This is a genomic window from Rhizobium sp. AAP116 (assembly GCF_001295785.1).
Classification (GTDB): domain Bacteria; phylum Pseudomonadota; class Alphaproteobacteria; order Rhizobiales; family Rhizobiaceae; genus Allorhizobium.
Genome location: NZ_LJIB01000026.1, coordinates 116,209 through 132,405, shown reverse-complemented (window position 1 = coordinate 132,405; position 16,197 = coordinate 116,209). Strand labels below are relative to the sequence as shown.

Annotated in this window: 14 protein-coding genes; 9 read left to right on the top strand and 5 right to left on the bottom strand. The window is 62.3% G+C overall.

What is annotated here, in order from left to right; genetic code table 11:
• Position 1 precedes the first annotated feature (1 nt).
• The 7 genes from IP85_RS15350 (at position 2) to IP85_RS15320 (ending at position 7,796) form a co-directional block, all read left to right on the top strand.
• On the top strand, positions 2-889 hold the full coding sequence (locus IP85_RS15350) for an MBL fold metallo-hydrolase (RefSeq protein ID WP_156322923.1): 888 nt from the start codon (positions 2-4) through the stop codon (positions 887-889).
• Positions 890-1,004: 115 nt separating this feature from the next.
• A complete protein-coding gene (gene rnd, locus IP85_RS15345; RefSeq protein ID WP_054150551.1) occupies positions 1,005-2,150 on the top strand; it encodes a ribonuclease D in 1,146 nt (381 codons plus the stop codon).
• 3 nt (positions 2,151-2,153) lie between these two features.
• Complete coding sequence (locus IP85_RS15340; RefSeq protein ID WP_054150550.1) at positions 2,154-2,651, top strand: GNAT family protein; 498 nt, start codon at positions 2,154-2,156, stop codon at positions 2,649-2,651.
• 8 nt (positions 2,652-2,659) lie between these two features.
• Positions 2,660-3,637 (top strand): small ribosomal subunit Rsm22 family protein, encoded by a 978-nt coding sequence (locus tag IP85_RS15335; protein ID WP_054150549.1) that lies wholly within the window; start codon positions 2,660-2,662, stop codon positions 3,635-3,637.
• Positions 3,634-4,644 carry a DUF2891 domain-containing protein gene (locus IP85_RS15330; protein ID WP_054150548.1) on the top strand — a complete coding sequence of 337 codons (1,011 nt, stop codon included), beginning with the start codon at positions 3,634-3,636 and terminating at the stop codon, positions 4,642-4,644. The genes IP85_RS15335 and IP85_RS15330 overlap by 4 nt, the downstream gene beginning before the upstream one ends.
• Positions 4,644-6,329, top strand: a complete 1,686-nt coding sequence (locus tag IP85_RS15325; protein ID WP_054150712.1) for an aconitase family protein — start codon at positions 4,644-4,646, stop codon at positions 6,327-6,329. The genes IP85_RS15330 and IP85_RS15325 overlap by 1 nt, the downstream gene beginning before the upstream one ends.
• Before the next feature lie 108 nt (positions 6,330-6,437).
• Positions 6,438-7,796, top strand: coding sequence for an esterase-like activity of phytase family protein (locus IP85_RS15320; RefSeq protein WP_054150547.1), 1,359 nt, complete (start codon positions 6,438-6,440; stop codon positions 7,794-7,796).
• Between the two features lie 115 nt (positions 7,797-7,911).
• Here the strand turns inward: IP85_RS15320 and IP85_RS15315 are convergent, their stop codons facing one another.
• The 5 genes from IP85_RS15315 to IP85_RS15295 form a co-directional block, all read right to left on the bottom strand.
• Complete coding sequence (locus IP85_RS15315; protein ID WP_054150546.1) at positions 7,912-8,445, bottom strand: hypothetical protein; 534 nt, start codon at positions 8,443-8,445, stop codon at positions 7,912-7,914.
• 125 nt (positions 8,446-8,570) lie between these two features.
• Positions 8,571-10,091, bottom strand: coding sequence for an exopolyphosphatase (ppx, locus tag IP85_RS15310; protein WP_054150545.1), 1,521 nt, complete (start codon positions 10,089-10,091; stop codon positions 8,571-8,573).
• 12 nt (positions 10,092-10,103) lie between these two features.
• Entirely contained in the window at positions 10,104-12,296 is a 2,193-nt protein-coding gene (locus IP85_RS15305) for an RNA degradosome polyphosphate kinase (protein ID WP_054150544.1), read from the bottom strand.
• A 61-nt stretch (positions 12,297-12,357) separates the two neighbouring features.
• Positions 12,358-13,071, bottom strand: coding sequence for a DnaA regulatory inactivator HdaA (hdaA, locus tag IP85_RS15300; RefSeq protein WP_054150543.1), 714 nt, complete (start codon positions 13,069-13,071; stop codon positions 12,358-12,360).
• Positions 13,072-14,226, bottom strand: a complete 1,155-nt coding sequence (locus IP85_RS15295) for an AI-2E family transporter (protein ID WP_054150542.1) — start codon at positions 14,224-14,226, stop codon at positions 13,072-13,074.
• Positions 14,227-14,464: 238 nt separating this feature from the next.
• On the opposite strand from IP85_RS15295, the gene purM reads away from it, so the two are divergent.
• Positions 14,465-15,538, top strand: a complete 1,074-nt coding sequence (gene purM, locus IP85_RS15290; protein ID WP_054150541.1) for a phosphoribosylformylglycinamidine cyclo-ligase — start codon at positions 14,465-14,467, stop codon at positions 15,536-15,538.
• Entirely contained in the window at positions 15,535-16,191 is a 657-nt protein-coding gene (gene purN, locus IP85_RS15285) for a phosphoribosylglycinamide formyltransferase (RefSeq protein ID WP_054150540.1), read from the top strand. The genes purM and purN overlap by 4 nt, the downstream gene beginning before the upstream one ends.
• Positions 16,192-16,197 lie beyond the last annotated feature (6 nt).

The window sequence follows — 16,197 nt, the reverse complement described above, 5'->3', positions numbered from 1 at the left end:
TATGAGCCTTGCCGAGACGATGCGGATCCACGAGCCCTATCCGGGACTGTTTGCCTATTACGATGGACGCATCCTCGGCAAACGTCTGCATTCCGACAAGCCGAACTGGCTCGACGACGGCGCCTACAGCCTCGGCGTTGCGAGCTATGCAATCGTCTCGGGGCGAGAGGCGCTGGTCTATGACACGCATATCTCCTTTGACCATGCGCGTGCCATCCGCAGCCATCTCTCCAGCCTCGGCGTCACCAGCATCCGGGTCGTGCTCAGCCACTGGCATACCGATCATGTCGCCGGCAATGCCGGCTTCATCGACTGCCCGATCATCTCGAACACGCTGACGCGCAACACGCTGATCGAGAAGCGCAAGGTGCTTGCGGAGAAGGATCCGCCAATCAACCCCGTGGTCATGCCGACGGAGACCTTCGAGGGCGAGACGGTGCTTCAGGTCGGCGACATCACCGTGACGCTGATGCAGTTCGACATTCACAGTGCCGATGGGACAATTCTGCTGCTGCCGCATCTCGGTGTGCTGCTGGCCGGCGACACGCTGGAAGACAGTGTCACCTATATCTCGGAGCCCGAGAACACGGCGCGTCACATCGCCGAACTCGACCGACTGGCGAAGCTCGATTTCAGCCGCATCCTGCCCAATCATGGCGACGAGCAGGTGATCGCATCCGGCGGCTATCCGCCGTCTCTGGTGACCGCCACGCGCGACTATCTTACCCGACTGCTTGCGCGTCTGGATCATCCCGACCTAGACCAACAGAGCCTTGAAAGCTTCATCGCGCCGGAGCTTGCAGCGGGAACCCTCACCTACTTCGCACCCTACGAGGCCGTCCACAACCAGAACATCGCGGCTCTCAAGGGCGCCAAATTCGACGAATAAGGGGACATCGGCCCGGGATTGCCCGCTACAGACTGCTTTCCAAGTCGTTCATATTGACAAGGAAGGCCAGAAGGGAAACTAAGGTTGATCCTGTAGTTTCCATGACCGAGCCGAAATGATCGATACCACTGCTGCGCTCGAAGAGGCCTGCCGCCTCCTCGCCCAATCCGATTTCATCACGATCGACACGGAATTTCTCCGCGAAACGACCTTCTGGCCGGAACTCTGCCTCATCCAGATGGCGAGCCCGGACCATGAATACATCGTCGACCCGATGGCCAAGGGCATCGACCTCAAGCCCTTCTTCGAACTGATGGCGAATTCCGCCGTGGTGAAGGTCTTCCATGCGGCCCGCCAGGACATCGAAATCATCTTCCATCTCGGCGATCTCATCCCGCATCCGATCTTCGACACGCAGGTTGCGGCCATGGTCTGCGGCTTCGGCGACTCGGTCTCCTACGACCAGCTCGTGCAGAAGGTGAAGAACGTCCATATCGACAAGACCTCGCGCTTCACCGACTGGAGCCGCCGCCCGCTGTCGGAAAAGCAGCTCGATTATGCGCTGGCCGATGTCACCCATCTGCGCGATGTCTATCTGAAGCTGAAAGGCCAGCTGGAAGCGGAGGGCCGGGCGGAATGGCTGACCGAGGAAATGGCGATCCTCGAATCCCGCGAGACCTATGACCTGCCGCCGGAACAAGCGTGGCAGCGATTGAAGATGCGGCTGCGCAAGCCGACCGAGCTTGCCGTCATGCAATATGTTGCCGCATGGCGTGAGCGCGAGGCGCGTGCCCGCAACGTGCCGCGTTCACGTGTGCTGAAGGACGATGCGATCTACGAAATCGCCCAGCAGCAGCCGAAGGATGTGGAGGCGCTCGGACGCTTGCGCACCATCCCCAAGGGCTGGGAACGCTCATCTTCAGGCGCCGCCATCATCGAACAGGTGAATACGGCCCTTGCACTTCCGAAGTCTGAAATGCCGCATTTGCAACGTCACGCGCATGCACCCGAAGGCACGCAGTCGGCGGTCGAACTCTTGAAGGTTCTGCTGCGCCTCACCTCGGAAAAACACGGCGTAGCCTCCAAGGTCATCGCCAACAGCGAGGACCTGGAAAAGATCGCAGCCGAAGGCGAGAAGGCCGAAGTGGCCGCTCTCCAGGGCTGGCGCAAGGAGCTGTTCGGCGACCTCGCGCTGAAGCTGATCTCCGGCGGCGTCGGCCTGCGCTTCGTCGACAAGCGCGTCGAAGCGGTGGAGTTCTGATCCGTGACGGCGCTATCCCTGCGCCGTGCAACGGAGGCCGACATCCCGTTCATCATGGAGACCGAGCGCAAGCCGGGCTATGACCAATTCATCGGATGCTATGGCGTTGACGAGCACATGGCGCAGCTTGCGAGCCCCTCGTTTGCGTACCTGATCGGCGAGGATGACGATGGCCAAACGCTTGGCTTCGTCATCCTTATGGATCTCAATCGGCGCGACGGGAATGCCTGCGTCAAGCGCATCGCCGTTGCCAGCCCGGAAAAGGGCGTGGGCACGCCACTTCTGGCTGGCGCCGTCGACTTTGCCTTTCTCGAAACCTATGCCCATCGCCTCTGGCTCGACGTGGTGAGCGGTAACCTGCGTGCGCAGGCGGTCTACCGCAAGATCGGCTTCATTCAGGAAGGCGTGTTGCGCGAGGCAGCGCTTCTTCCCGACGGCAGCCGCTCGGATTTCCTCTTGATGTCCATTCTCCGCCCCGAATGGGCGGCGCGGCGCGGCTGAGGACACCCATGGAACTTCCCGCCCCGCTCCGCTCCGCCGTCGACCAGATGCTCCAGGGCGAACCGCTGGAACGGATCGCCAAGGCGAGCGCAATTCTGTCTGATCGCTATCGACGCGAGGTGCGCGACGGGCGGTTTCATATCGATGATGCGCTTGCCGCCAAGGCCTATCTTGCGACCCGCCTGCCCGCAACCTTCGCCGCCGTTCGGGCAGCACTCGCCATGGTCGAGGATGCTGCACCGGATTTTCAGCCGGAGACCCTGATCGATCTCGGCTGCGGCCCCGGCACAGCCCTCTGGGCAGCCGCCGACACCTGGTCCAGCCTTGGCTCCGCCGAGATGGTGGAAGCGAGTGGCGCCATCCGCAGCGTCGGCGAAAAGCTCGCCGCCTCCGGAAGCGTGAAAAGCCACTGGCAGGCGGGTGATGTGACGGCCAAGATCCCGGCGCTTGGGCCAGCTGATCTCGTGACGCTTGCCTATGTGCTGGACGAGCTTCCGCCGGCAACCATCGGAACCGTCACGGAAAAGCTCTGGAGCCTTACCGAGGGCATGCTCGTCGTCATCGAGCCCGGCACGCCGGCCGGCTGGCAGCGCATCCTCGTGGTCCGCGACAAATTGCGATCTCTCGGAGCGCATCTCGTCGCGCCCTGCATGCATGCGGAACACTGTCCGATCGTGGCACCGGACTGGTGCCACTTCTCCCGCCGCGTGGCGCGTTCGCGCGTGCATCGTCTGGCGAAGGGCGCTGAAGTGCCGTGGGAGGACGAGAAATACATCTTCATCGCCGCTTCGCGCGAGCCTGTTTCCCTCGTCGGCGATCGGGTACTTTCTCCGCCGCGCGTCAATGGCGGTGTCGGGCGGGTCAAGCTCTGTCGCACCGACGGCACGGCTGCCGAGCTGACGCTCAGCAAACGCGATGGCGAGGCCTTCAAGGACATCAGGCGGGCCGACTGGGGCGACCGTCTGGAACTGGGGAATAAGGGATGACCACGCGGCTGACATCCGAGCTTGCCTCCCGCTTCGCGACGATCGCGCTCGGTCATGTCACCCGCGGATATCCCAATCATATCCTGCATGGGCTCGAAGGGCCTGAGGATGCACGGACACCGTCCGCGCTTCATCCGGTCTTCTACGGCAGCTATGACTGGCATTCCTGCGTGCATGGCTACTGGATGCTGGCGCGTCTGTTGCGGCTCCATCCGGAAATGCCGGAAGCGCAGGCGATCCGCGATCTCTTCTCAACGATGCTGGTGCCCGACACGGTCGCTGGCGAATGCGCCTATTTCGACCGGCCGATGGCGCGCGGTTACGAGCGTCCCTATGGCTGGGGCTGGCTGCTGAAGCTTGCCGCCGAGTTGCACGGCCACGAGGACACTGCCTGGCGGGCCGCGCTGTCGCCGCTGACGGAGCGGATTGTCCAGCGTTTCCAGGACTTCCTGCCGCTTGCCACCTATCCGGTGCGGGTGGGCACGCATTACAACACCGCCTTTGCGCTGAGGCTCGCTGCCGACTATGCCGAAACGGTCGAGGATACCGGTTTGCTCGAGCTGCTGCGGGAGACCGCGCTGCGCTGGTACAGCTCTGACACCGCCTGCCCCGCCTGGGGCGAGCCCTCGGGCGACGACTTCCTGTCGCCGACGCTGATCGAGGCGGAATGCATGCGCCGGCTTCTGTCGGCAACCGACTTCGCCCGCTGGTTCGACGGTTTCCTGCCCGACATTGCAGCCAAGCAGCCGCGCACGCTGTTTGCGCCCGCCTCCGTCTCCGATCGCTCGGATGGCAAGATTGCCCATCTCGATGGCCTGAGCCTCAGCCGCGCCTGGTGCTGGGCGTCTCTGGCGCGCACCGTGCCGGTCACCGACACACGCCGACCTGTGATGATCGAGGCCGCGCATGAGCATCTCGAAGCCGGGATCGCTCATGTGGCTGGCGACTATATGGGTGAACACTGGCTGGCGAGTTTTGCGGTCCTGGCGCTTACGGAGACGGAATGATGAGCAGCCTCACTGACACCGTCGACATCACGGGCCGCGTGCTCGTTTCAGGCTCCGCCGAGGGCGAGGTCTTGTTCACCGATACGGCGCTCAGCTTCTGGGGCGGTGCCGATGCCGTTACCGGCGAGATCATCGACCGGCATCACCCGTTGAGCGGCGAGCGACTGACGGGCCGCGTACTCGCCCTGCCCACCAGCCGCGGCTCCTGCACCGGCAGCGGCGTCATCCTCGAACTGATCCTCAATGGAAAAGGTCCAGCCGCGATCGTGCTTGAGCATCCCGAGGCGATCATCACACTCGGCGTCATCGTCGCCGAGGAGGTTTTCGGGCGGTCGATCCCGGTGATCGCTATCGGGAAAGAGGCGTTTGCAGGGCTGCGGACCGCGAAACGCATCCGAATCAGCGATGCGATCGCCGAGATCGGTTCAGACATCGCGCTAACGGATCAGGACCAGGCCATTCTCAAGGGCGAGCGGGGCGAAGCGGCTGCCGTTGCCATGCGCATGGTGCTCAGGATGGCGGCGCTCGAAGGCGCAAAGGAGCTTATCGACATCACCCGCGCCCATATCGACGGCTGCATCTATACCGGTCCTGGAGGCCTCGCCTTTGCCGAGAAACTGCGCGATCTCGGCGGTCGCGTCGTGGTCCCGACGACGCTGAATGCGATTTCGGTCGATCACCGCCGCTGGCAGGCGCAGGGTGTTTCTGAGGATCTAGGGCGTTCGGCGTCCGCAGTGGCCGACGCCTATGTTGCGATGGGCGCACAAGCCACCTTCACCTGCGCGCCCTATCTGCTCGACGACCGACCCGCGCGCGACGAGCAGATCGTCTGGGCGGAATCGAATGCCGTCGTCTATGCCAACAGCGTGCTTGGCGCCCGGACGATGAAATATCCTGATTATCTCGACATCGCGATTGCGCTGACGGGACGGGCCCCCAAAGCGGGCTGTCATCTGCCGGAGGAGCGCGCGCCGCAGATGAAGGTCACCGTGCCGCCGCTAGAGGGCGTGGATGACAGCTTCTGGCCACTGCTCGGCTATCTGATCGGGACAATCTCGCCCGATGCGATTCCGCTGATCGAGGAAGTATCCGCGCACAGTCCTGACACGGATGCCCTGAAGGCCTTCGGGGCAGCGTTTGCCACCACCTCGGCGGCACCGATGTTTCATATCGCTGACGTCACGCCGGAGGCACTCGGCCCCAAGGCATTTGCAACGCTCGACCTGCCGACCATCTCACTCACCCATCAGGACCTGCTGCGGGCCTGGCGCGAGCTAAACGGCGCGGATGCGGGTCCAGTGCAATTGGTCTCGCTCGGCAATCCGCATTTCTCAGCCACCGAGCTTACCGCCCTGGCAGCGCTCTGTCGGAATAAGACACGCCATCCGCAAGTGCCGCTCGTCGTCACCTGCGGCCGCGCCGAGATGGCAAAGGTAGAAGCCTCAGGCGATGTGGCTCTGCTCACGGCGTTCGGCGTCACGCTCGTCAACGACACCTGCTGGTGCATGGTGACCGAGCCGATCATTCCCGTCGATGCGACGGTGATCATGACGAATTCCGGCAAATATGCCCATTACGGCCCGGGCCTCACGGGGCGGACAATGCGCTTCGGCAGTCTGGCCGCCTGTGTGGAAGCTGCGGTCACGGGCAAGGATCGCGGCGATCTGCCCGCTTGGCTCGGCTAGCCTGTGGGTAACGGGTGACGTCATTGAAACTTCACCCAACGGCAATCGGTGCGACATGAAGGTTCCTTAAGGACAGCGGCGTTTCCTCCCTTTCAACTAGGTGACGCTATGACCAAAGCTCTTTTGACATCTGCCGCCCTCTTCATTCTCTTTGTCTCCCAGGCCTCGGCCGAGGAGAAGGCTTTCCCGGCCAAGCTCGTCAATCACGCCATCCTGCCGGGCAACACCATCATCGGCGCTCCGGCGGATGCGCCCGCTCATCTCAAGACCTCCGGCAAGTTCTCGACCGCGGACCGCAAGCGTGCGGACGCGCTTGGCAGCGTCCCCGGCAAGGACGGCGTGCGCCTGACAGGCCTTTCGCTGCCCTTCGACGGCCAGCCGCTGCAGGGTTTCTCCGGCATCAAGGCCATGGAAGACGGCACGTTCTGGAGCCTCTCCGACAACGGCTTCGGCTCGAAGAACAATTCAAGCGATGCCATGCTAATGCTGCATCACCTGACCTTCGATTGGGATGCCGGCGCGGTGAACGTCCAGAAGACGCTCTTCCTCACCGATCCCGACAAGAAAACCCCCTTCCCGATCGTCATGGAAGGCTCGGACAAGCGTTACCTGACGGGTGCCGATTTCGATGTCGAATCCATCCAGCCGGTCGCGGACGGTTTCTGGGTCGGCGAAGAGTTCGGCCCCTACATGCTGAAGTTTTCGACCGAAGGCGCCCTGACCGACGTCATCGCCACCAAGGCCGGCGAGATCGAGGTGAAGTCGCCCGACAATCCCACGCTCGTCGTGCCGGCCAATCCGGCCGCGAAGATGCCCGTCTTCAACCTCAGACGCTCCGGCGGCTACGAGGGCCTCGCAATCTCCAAGGATGGCTCGAAACTTTATGCCATGCTGGAAGGGCCGCTCTACCTCGAAGACGCTTCTGTCGAAAAGGCAGATGTCCTGACGGCGCTGCGTATCATCGAACTCGACGCCGCCTCCAAGGCCTGGACGGGAAAGACCTGGCTCTATCCGCTGTCTGAAGGCGGCGAGGCGATCGGCGATTTCAACATGATCGACGAGACGACGGCCCTCGTCATCGAGCGTGACAACGGTGCGGGTGTCGTTGAAAAGGCCTGCGCCGATCCGAAGGCGCCGGCTGCCGACTGCTTCGCCGTTCCGGCCAAGCACAAGCGTATCTACAAGATCGAGATGACGGAAGAAAACGCCGGCAAGGCCGTGCGCAAGATCGGTTACATCGACCTGATGAAGATCGAAGACCCCGACAACAAGAAGCGTCAGGGCGGCGGCGAAGGCTTTTACGACATGCCTTTCGTCACCATCGAGAATGTCGATGTCGTCGATCCGACCCATATCGTCGTCGGTAACGACAACAACCTGCCCTTCTCGGCCGGCCGTGCGCTCGACAAGGCCGACGACAACGAGTTCGTTCTGCTCGAAGTGGGCGAATTCCTCGCAGCAAAGTAAGCGACCACAAGATCTCGGGCCGGGCAACGAACGTGTTCGGTCTGACGCATGAAAGAGAAAAGCGCAGGGGTTCAGGATCCTGCGCTTTTTTATCGAATCTAGGACCGTGTGAGCGTCAGGTCGGCTTGGCGCAGGCCGCCTCGATCGGTCCTATGGATTTTGCCGCCCCGGTCAGCGGATAGGTAAAGGTCTTCTCGCCTATGGTGAACTTCAGTTCTGTTCCCTGCTTCAGCATCCGGGCAATGGCGGCATCGAAGGCTGGGCGCGCTTCGAGGAATGTCAGCTCCATCTCTTCCAGAAACTGGATCTCTGCATCGACGACCAATTGATCGGCGAGAGGCGGCGCGGTCACCGTCAGCTTTACCGTGCCGCTCTTCGGTTCGAAATCCGGATCCAGCGAGAGCGTCATGATAAAATCACGTGCTGGCAGTTCACAGCGGAAGCTCACCGGCACATCATCGGTCTGTGGCATGCCGTAGAGGAGCACGGCGCCACCCTCTTGCGCCTCCCCCATCCATATACGCGCCTCTTCGGCGTTCACGTGAGGCACAAGGAAGATCAACGGCGAGGTGGCCACCGCCAAGGCCAGCATCGTTTTGCGGATCGCTGCAGGAAGCGGTACTTGCTTGGGATTGCTGCTGACCGCCATGACACCCTCTCCAATCAAGGCTGCAAATCTTGGAGATTTGTAGCCCGTCCCTCAGACGCGAGCAATCGCCATAGCGATCACAGCGCTCAAGCGAGAGATGGGTGGATAGGAGTGCGCTAGCGCCCCTATTCGAAGACGAACGCCAGCCGTTTGCCGGTCAGCTTCGACAACTGCATCAGGCGGCCGTCCAGCCGCTCGCCGGCAAAGTCCTGGTAGGACTTCGGGACAACGAATTCGAGGTCGAGCTCCGGGCTGTCCGAACGCCGGAAGGTCAGGTTGTTGACGACGCCGGGCATCGAGGCCGAGAAGAGATAGACGACGCGCAGCATGCCGCCGACGAGCTTTGCCCTATCCAGCAGGCGTTCGGTGGCGATGGCAGCGAGCGGGCCGGTCTGGCCGTCGTCATGCAGGCCTTCGAAACGGTAGTAGTTGGTGAGCGCAATGAAGGCGCGGCCCGGATGCGTAATGCCGACGAAGGAGGAGTGGGCAATCACGTTCAGCGCCTGCAGGCCGCGATAGTCGGGATGAGCGCGCCAGCTGATATCGGCAAGCAGGCAGGCGGCCTGGCGATAGCGGCTTTCCTCTTCCGTCTCCTGGATGTCGAAGAAGGGCATCATACGGCCCGTCCAGTCGGCGAGCTCACGGGCATGTTCCGGTGAGCGGGCACGCAGGATGGCGAGTTCATCGGCAGCCTCGATCAACGGATCGAGCGCTTGTTCTTCATCGAGCAACAGCGAATAGAGGTAGCCCTCACGCACCCCTTGGGCCGAGAAGCAGACGCTTTTCGGCTGCATGATCTCGATCACTTCGCGCATGGCGACGGCCCCGAAGGGGATCAGGTTACGGCGGCTCTTGGAAATGGTCGACCAGGCAGGATCGCGGCTGTTGGCGCCCGAGATGATCTCCTCCAGGAAGAAGGCGATCTCGTCATAGGGCAGTTCATAGCCCTGCATCATGTGCAGCGGGTATTTGCGAATTTCCATGTGCAGCTTGGCGATGTTGCGCCAGGTGCCACCCACTGCATAAAATGTGCGCCCCTGCCCCTTCTTGAGCAGCGATACGTCACCCATCAGTTTCTTCGCGAGCGCACGGGCCTTGGGCAGCGACCCTTCGACACTTTCCGACAGGCGCAAACCGCCGAGCGGCAGCGTGACGCCCTTGCCGAAGCTCTTGCCCTTGATGTCGATAAGTTCCAGCGATCCGCCGCCGAGGTCGCCGGCAATGCCGTCGGCATCGTGGAAGCCGCTGACGACGCCGAGGGCGGAGTATTTCGCCTCTTCCTCACCGGTCAGGACCTGAATTTCGTGGCCGAGGATCTCCTCGGCTCGGGCGATGAAATCGGGACCGTTGGAGGCCTCGCGCGCTGCGGCGGTCGCCAGCACATACATGCGCGTCGCCTTCGCCTGATTGGAGAGCGCGCGGAAGCGGCGGAGCGCCACCAGCGCCCGTTCGACGCCATCCTCGTCCATCCGGCCGGTCATTGCGACGCCCTTGCCGAGGCCGCAGAGAACCTTCTCGTTGAAGAGGACCGTCGGCGCGCGGGCCAGCCCCTCATAGATCACCAGGCGGATCGAGTTGGAGCCGATGTCGACGACGGAGACAGGGGCGATACCGGGAAGACGCCCCTGCGCTTCAGATCTTGTCATGAGGTACCAGAGTTATCGTTTCCTGCCGGATATCAGACCGGCGATCAGTTTCGGTGCGCTTGATTTCAATGCTTCTCCGCGACCCGAAAGGCTCGGATTGGTCATGAAATAGTGCTGGGCGTTGAAAGGTTCCTCACCCTGTCGCACCTCGATGCGGCGTGACGTACCGTCGGCCAATATCTCGTAGCTCTGCTGGTTGTCAATCAGGTTGCCCAGCATGATCTGGGACAGGACCTGCTCATGCACAGTGGGGTTAATGAGCGGCACCAGCGTCTCGACACGGCGGTCGAGATTGCGCGGCATCATGTCGGCGGAACCGATATAGACCAGCGCCTTTTCCGACGGGAGACGATGACCGTTGCCGAAGCAGAAGATGCGGCTGTGCTCAAGGAAGCGGCCCACGATCGACTTGACCCGGATGTTGTCGGAGAGACCCGGCACGCGCGGCCGCAGGCAGCAGATGCCGCGAATGACGAGATCGATCTCGACCCCTGCCCCGCTTGCCGCATAAAGCGCATCGATGATCTCGGGGTCGACGAGCGAGTTCATCTTCATCCAGATCTGGGCCGGACGACCGGCCTTTGCGTGCGCGATCTCCTCGTGGATGTGCTTGAGAATGCGTGGACGCAACGTGTAGGGCGAGACGGCCAGCTTCATGCTCTCTTCCGGTTCGCCGTAGCCGGTGATGAAGTTGAAGACATTCGCCATGTCATGGGCGATCTTCGGATTGCAGGTGAAGAAGGAGAGGTCCGTATAGATCTTCGCCGTCACCGGGTGATAGTTGCCCGTGCCCAGATGGCAGTAGGTCCGGAGCTTGCCGTCTTCGCGACGCACGACCATGGACATCTTGGCATGGGTCTTGAGTTCGATGAAACCGAAGACGACCTGGACGCCGGCGCGTTCGAGGTCGCGAGCCCAACGGATATTGGCTTCCTCGTCAAAGCGCGCCTTGAGCTCGACGAGCGCCGTCACCGACTTGCCCGCGTCAGCGGCATCGATCAGGGCGCGCACGATCGGGCTGTCGTTCGAGGTGCGGTAGAGCGTCTGCTTGATTGCGAGAACATCGGGGTCGCGCGCGGCCTGCAGCAGGAATTGCACGACAACATCGAAGCTCTCATAGGGATGATGGACGATCATGTCCTTCTCGCGGATCGCGGCCAGGCAGTCGCCGGCATGTTCGCGGACCCGCTCGGGGAAACGGGCGTTGTACTGCTCGAAACGCAGGTCGTCGCGCGGGGCCTTGGTGATTTCCGAGATCGTATTGAGGGCGAGCAGGCCGGGGAGAACGGCGACGCGATTGTCGGCAACACCGAGTTCGTGAACGACGAACTGGCGCAGGGCCACCGGCATCTCCGAGTCGACCTCGATGCGGATCACGGAGCCGCGGCGGCGGCGCTTGAGCGCCGTCTCGAAGAAGCGGACGAGATCCTCCGCCTCTTCCTCAACCTCGATATCGCTGTCGCGGATAATGCGGAAGGTGCCGAAACCCTTGACCTCATAACCCGGGTAAAGCCGGTTGATGAACAGCCCGACCATGTCCTCGAGCGTGATGTAGCGGATCGTCACGCCCTCGTCCGGCAGACGGATGAAGCGGTCGAGCGTCGGCGGCAGACGCAGCAATGCCGTCATAGGCTCGCCGGTGCGGCTCGAGCAGAGCTGCAGGCCCATGGAGAAGCCGAGGTTCGGGATAAACGGGAACGGATGCGCCGGATCGATCGAGAGCGGCGTCAGAACCGGGAAAATCGCTTCTTCGAAAGTCGTTTCAAGCCAGGTCCGGTCAGCCTCGGATAGCGCCGCCGGGCGGACAATCAGGATCTCCTCCTGAGCGAGATACTGCTGCAGTACGGCAAGCGAGGCTTGCTGCTCCATCTGCAGATTATCGATTTCTTTGAGGATGTCGTCGAGCTGCTCGGCCGGCGTCTTTCCATCGGGACTCTTGACGACGATGCCCTGCCGCACCTGCCCTTCGAGACCGGCGACGCGGACCATGAAGAACTCGTCGAGGTTCGCTGCAGAGATCGACAGGAAGCGAATACGTTCCAGCAGTGGATGGGCGGTGTTGAGGGTTTCCTCGAGGACACGCCGGTTGAACTGCAGCCAGGAGAATTCGCGATTTATGAAGCGTAGCGGGCTGGACAGCAGGTCCTCGGCCGGCGCCACCTCCAGACCGGTTTCGCCATCTGTGCCGTGTACTGCGCTGTCCATGATTCGCCCCTTGGTTATCGTTGGTGCCGATTATAACAATTTAACGACAGATCTGTGACGACTACTCCTGGGCGTCTGCCGCCTCCAGCGTTTCCAGAACCTCCGCAGCCAGGCTGCGGCTGATCTTGGCCCGGCGCGCCAGCGCCAGCTTGTCCATGCGATCGACGACAACCTGAGCGGCCAAGAAGGAACGCTCCATACGGCTGACGATATAACCGACGATCTTGTCATCGATGTAAAGCTGGCGGTCGGCGAACAGCTTGGTGATCAGCTGGCCGAGCAGGTCTTCATCCGGCGCTCCGATTTCCACGACCGTGGCCGCCTTCAGGCGCGAATTCAGATCCGGGAGCGCGACGTTCCAGGACGGGGGAAAGCTGCGCGAGGTGATCAGCAGCGTCGTACCATGCTGACGCACGGCATTGATGACGTGGAAGAGCTCGACCTCGTCGAAGCCGGCGCGGTCGGCATCCTCGAGGAGCACCGGACCTGCGGCTGCCACCTGCGACGCGCCCTGCCCGGCTTGCAGCACGATATCCGTCGCGCCGCTGGTGTCGCGAAAAATCTGGGCGAGGTGAGATTTTCCCGAGCCTTCCGGCCCGGTCAGGATCACCACCGGCGACGGCCAGTTCGGCCAGGCGTCGACGATCGACACGGCAGCGGCCATGCGTTCGGAAACGAGCAGGTCGTCACGACCGGTCGCCGAACCATGCTCGAAGGCGAGCGGCAATTGTTCGGCGGCTCCACGCTTTTCGGGAGCCATCTTGGCGTCAGTCATTCATGCCTCGGGCACGTCTTTGGAGCTTGGGGATGCGATCTCGCCAACGGGCTGGGAAGGCGGCGCGATGACGACCGAGGTTCCGTAATAGAGATCGCTGTCAAGATAACGCGAGATCGCGAAACGAACAAGTACGCCGACGGCCGCGGCCGCGGGCACGGCCACCAGAACACCGACGAAGCCGAAGAGCGCACCGAAAGCAAAGAGGGCGAACATCAGCCAGACCGGGTGCAGGCCAACGCTTTTGCCGACGAGCTTCGGCTGCAGAATATTGCCCTCGATGAACTGGCCGAGGAAGAAGATGCCGGCGATCACGCCGACCCAGATGAAATCCGGCCAGAACTGCACAAGTGCGACACCGAGCGACAGGAGCAGACCGACTGTCGATCCGACATAGGGGATGAAGCTGATCATGCCGGTAAAGAAGCCGATCAGGAGGCCGAAATTCAGGCCAGCGGCCGAAAGCGCGACCGCATAGAAAATACCGAGGATCAGGCAGAGAGAACCCTGACCGCGCACGAAGCCCGCAATCGTGTTATCGAGTTCGGTGGCGAGCTGGCGCACTGTGCCGAGCTGGTGGCGCGGCACCCAGCTATCGACCTTCTCGATCATGCGGTCCCAATCGAGCAGCAGGTAAAAGGCAACGACAGGTGTGACCACCAGCAGCGAGGCGATGTCGAGCAGCGCCTTGCCGGAATTCCAGATCTGCTCGACAAGCGTGCCGAGGAAGCCGACGCCTTCGCTCAAATAACGGGAGAAGTTCTCCCGGATCGTGCCCATCTGACCATCCACCCAATCCGGCAGCCAGGAGGCATTCGAGGTCGCAATGAAGGTCTGCAGTTGCGTGACATATGCGGGCACGCGCTGGATGAACTCATTGAGCTGGCTGGCAAGCACGGGGATGATGATCATCAGCGACATCACGAAGACGACAACGAAAGAGACGAGAATGACCACCGTCGCCATCAGGCGGCTCAAACCGATCCGCTCCAGCCGATCGGCGACCGGATCGAGGAAATAAGCGAGCGCCATTCCGGCGATGAAGGGCAGAAGGATCGACGAGAACAACATCAGGAAGGCGACGAATATCGCAAGCGTCAGCAGCCAGAAGAAGACCTGGCGGCGGAGGCCGATTGCACTGATGTTGTGAGCCATGTGCGTCTCCGTTCGAAGTTCGAGCCCTGTGCAGGACCGCAAACCATGCTGCGGCGCCACAGTAGGAGATAGGTTACCGCAGAAGCCTTGGTCAAGAACTGCCACCCGATCGGCAGTGACAAGATGCAATCGCGGGCCAGAATGCCCGGGAAATCGTGGGCTTCTGCGGCTCGCAGCTTGCATCCAAGGGCGCTTCATGCCATGGCCAGCCGAAATTCTCGCAGGATCGGAGGCAGGCATGAGCCAGGCTGGCAAGAACGGGTTGACCTATAGCGATGCGGGCGTCGACATCGACGCGGGCAACCTGATGGTCGAGAAGATCAAGCCGGCCGTGAAGTCGACGCGCCGTCCGGGTGCGGATGGCGAGATCGGCGGCTTCGGCGGGCTCTTCGATCTGAAGGCCGCCGGCTTCAAGGATCCGATCCTGGTTGCGGCAAACGACGGCGTCGGCACCAAGCTGAAGATCGCCATCGACGCCAATATCCACGACACCGTCGGCATCGACCTTGTCGCCATGTGCGTCAACGATCTGGTCGTTCAGGGCGCCGAGCCGCTGCTCTTCCTCGACTACTTCGCCACCGGCAAGCTCGACCCGGACCAGGGTGCCGCGATCGTCCAGGGGATTGCTGCCGGCTGCCGCGAGGCGGGCTGCGCGCTGATCGGCGGCGAGACCGCTGAAATGCCGGGCATGTATTCCAAGGGCGATTATGACCTCGCGGGCTTTGCCGTGGGTGCCGCCGAGCGCGGCGAATTGCTGCCATCAGGCGACATCGCCGAAGGCGATGTAATCCTCGGGCTCTCGTCCTCGGGCGTGCATTCCAACGGCTTCTCGCTGGTGCGCAAGATCGTCGAGCTCTCGGGCCTTGCCTGGGATGCGCCGGCTCCGTTCGCTGAGGGCCAGTCGCTGGGTGCAGCGCTTCTGACCCCGACCCGCATCTATGTGAAGCCGCTCCTGAAGGCGATCAAGGAAACCAAGGCGCTCAAAGCACTCGCCCATATCACCGGCGGCGGCTTCCCTGAGAACATTCCGCGCGTGCTGCCGAAGCACCTCGCTGCCGAGATCGATCTCTCCTCCTTCCAGGTTCCGGCCGTCTTCTCCTGGCTCGCCAAGACCGGCGGCGTTGCCCAGAACGAAATGCTGCGGACCTTCAACTGTGGCATCGGCATGATCGTCGTCGTCTCCGCCGACAAGGTGGACGAGGTCACCAAGGCGCTGGAAGCCGAGGGCGAAACCGTGGCCCGTCTTGGCCGGATGATCGCCCGCGAAGAAGGTGCGCATGGCGTGACCTACAAGGGTGCGCTCGCCCTATGAGCGCCCGGCGCCAACGCGTCGTCGCCTTCATTTCCGGCGGCGGATCGAACATGCTGGCACTGGCGAAAGCCTGCGAAGCGGCCGACTATCCTGCCGAAATCGTGGCGGTCTTCTCCGACAAGCCTGAGGCCGGTGGGCTTGCGAAAGCGCAATCTCTCGGAATTCCGACACGCGTGTTCGAGCGCAAGGCCTATGGCTCCAAGGCCGAGCATGAGGCCGCGATCCTCGCCGACCTTGCTGAAATCGGTCCCGATCTCATCTGCCTTGCCGGCTATATGCGCCTGCTATCCGGCGACTTCATCCGTCCGCATACCGGACGGATCCTCAACATCCACCCTTCCCTGCTGCCGCTCTTCCCCGGCCTTAACACCCATCAGCGGGCGATCGATGTCGGCATGAAGGTTGCTGGCTGCACGGTGCATTTCGTCACCGAAGGCATGGATGAGGGGCCTGTTATTGCGCAGGCGGTCGTGCCCGTACTGATCGACGACACAGCGGAAACCCTTGCTGGCCGCGTGCTCACCGTCGAGCACCAGACCTATGCGGCGGCACTGAAGCTCGTTGCCTCCGGCAGCGTCTCCATGCTTGCCGATGGCAGCGTCGAACGTCTGGCTTCGGAGACGGATGCGGAAGCCAGGTTGATCAGCGCCTGAGGCCTG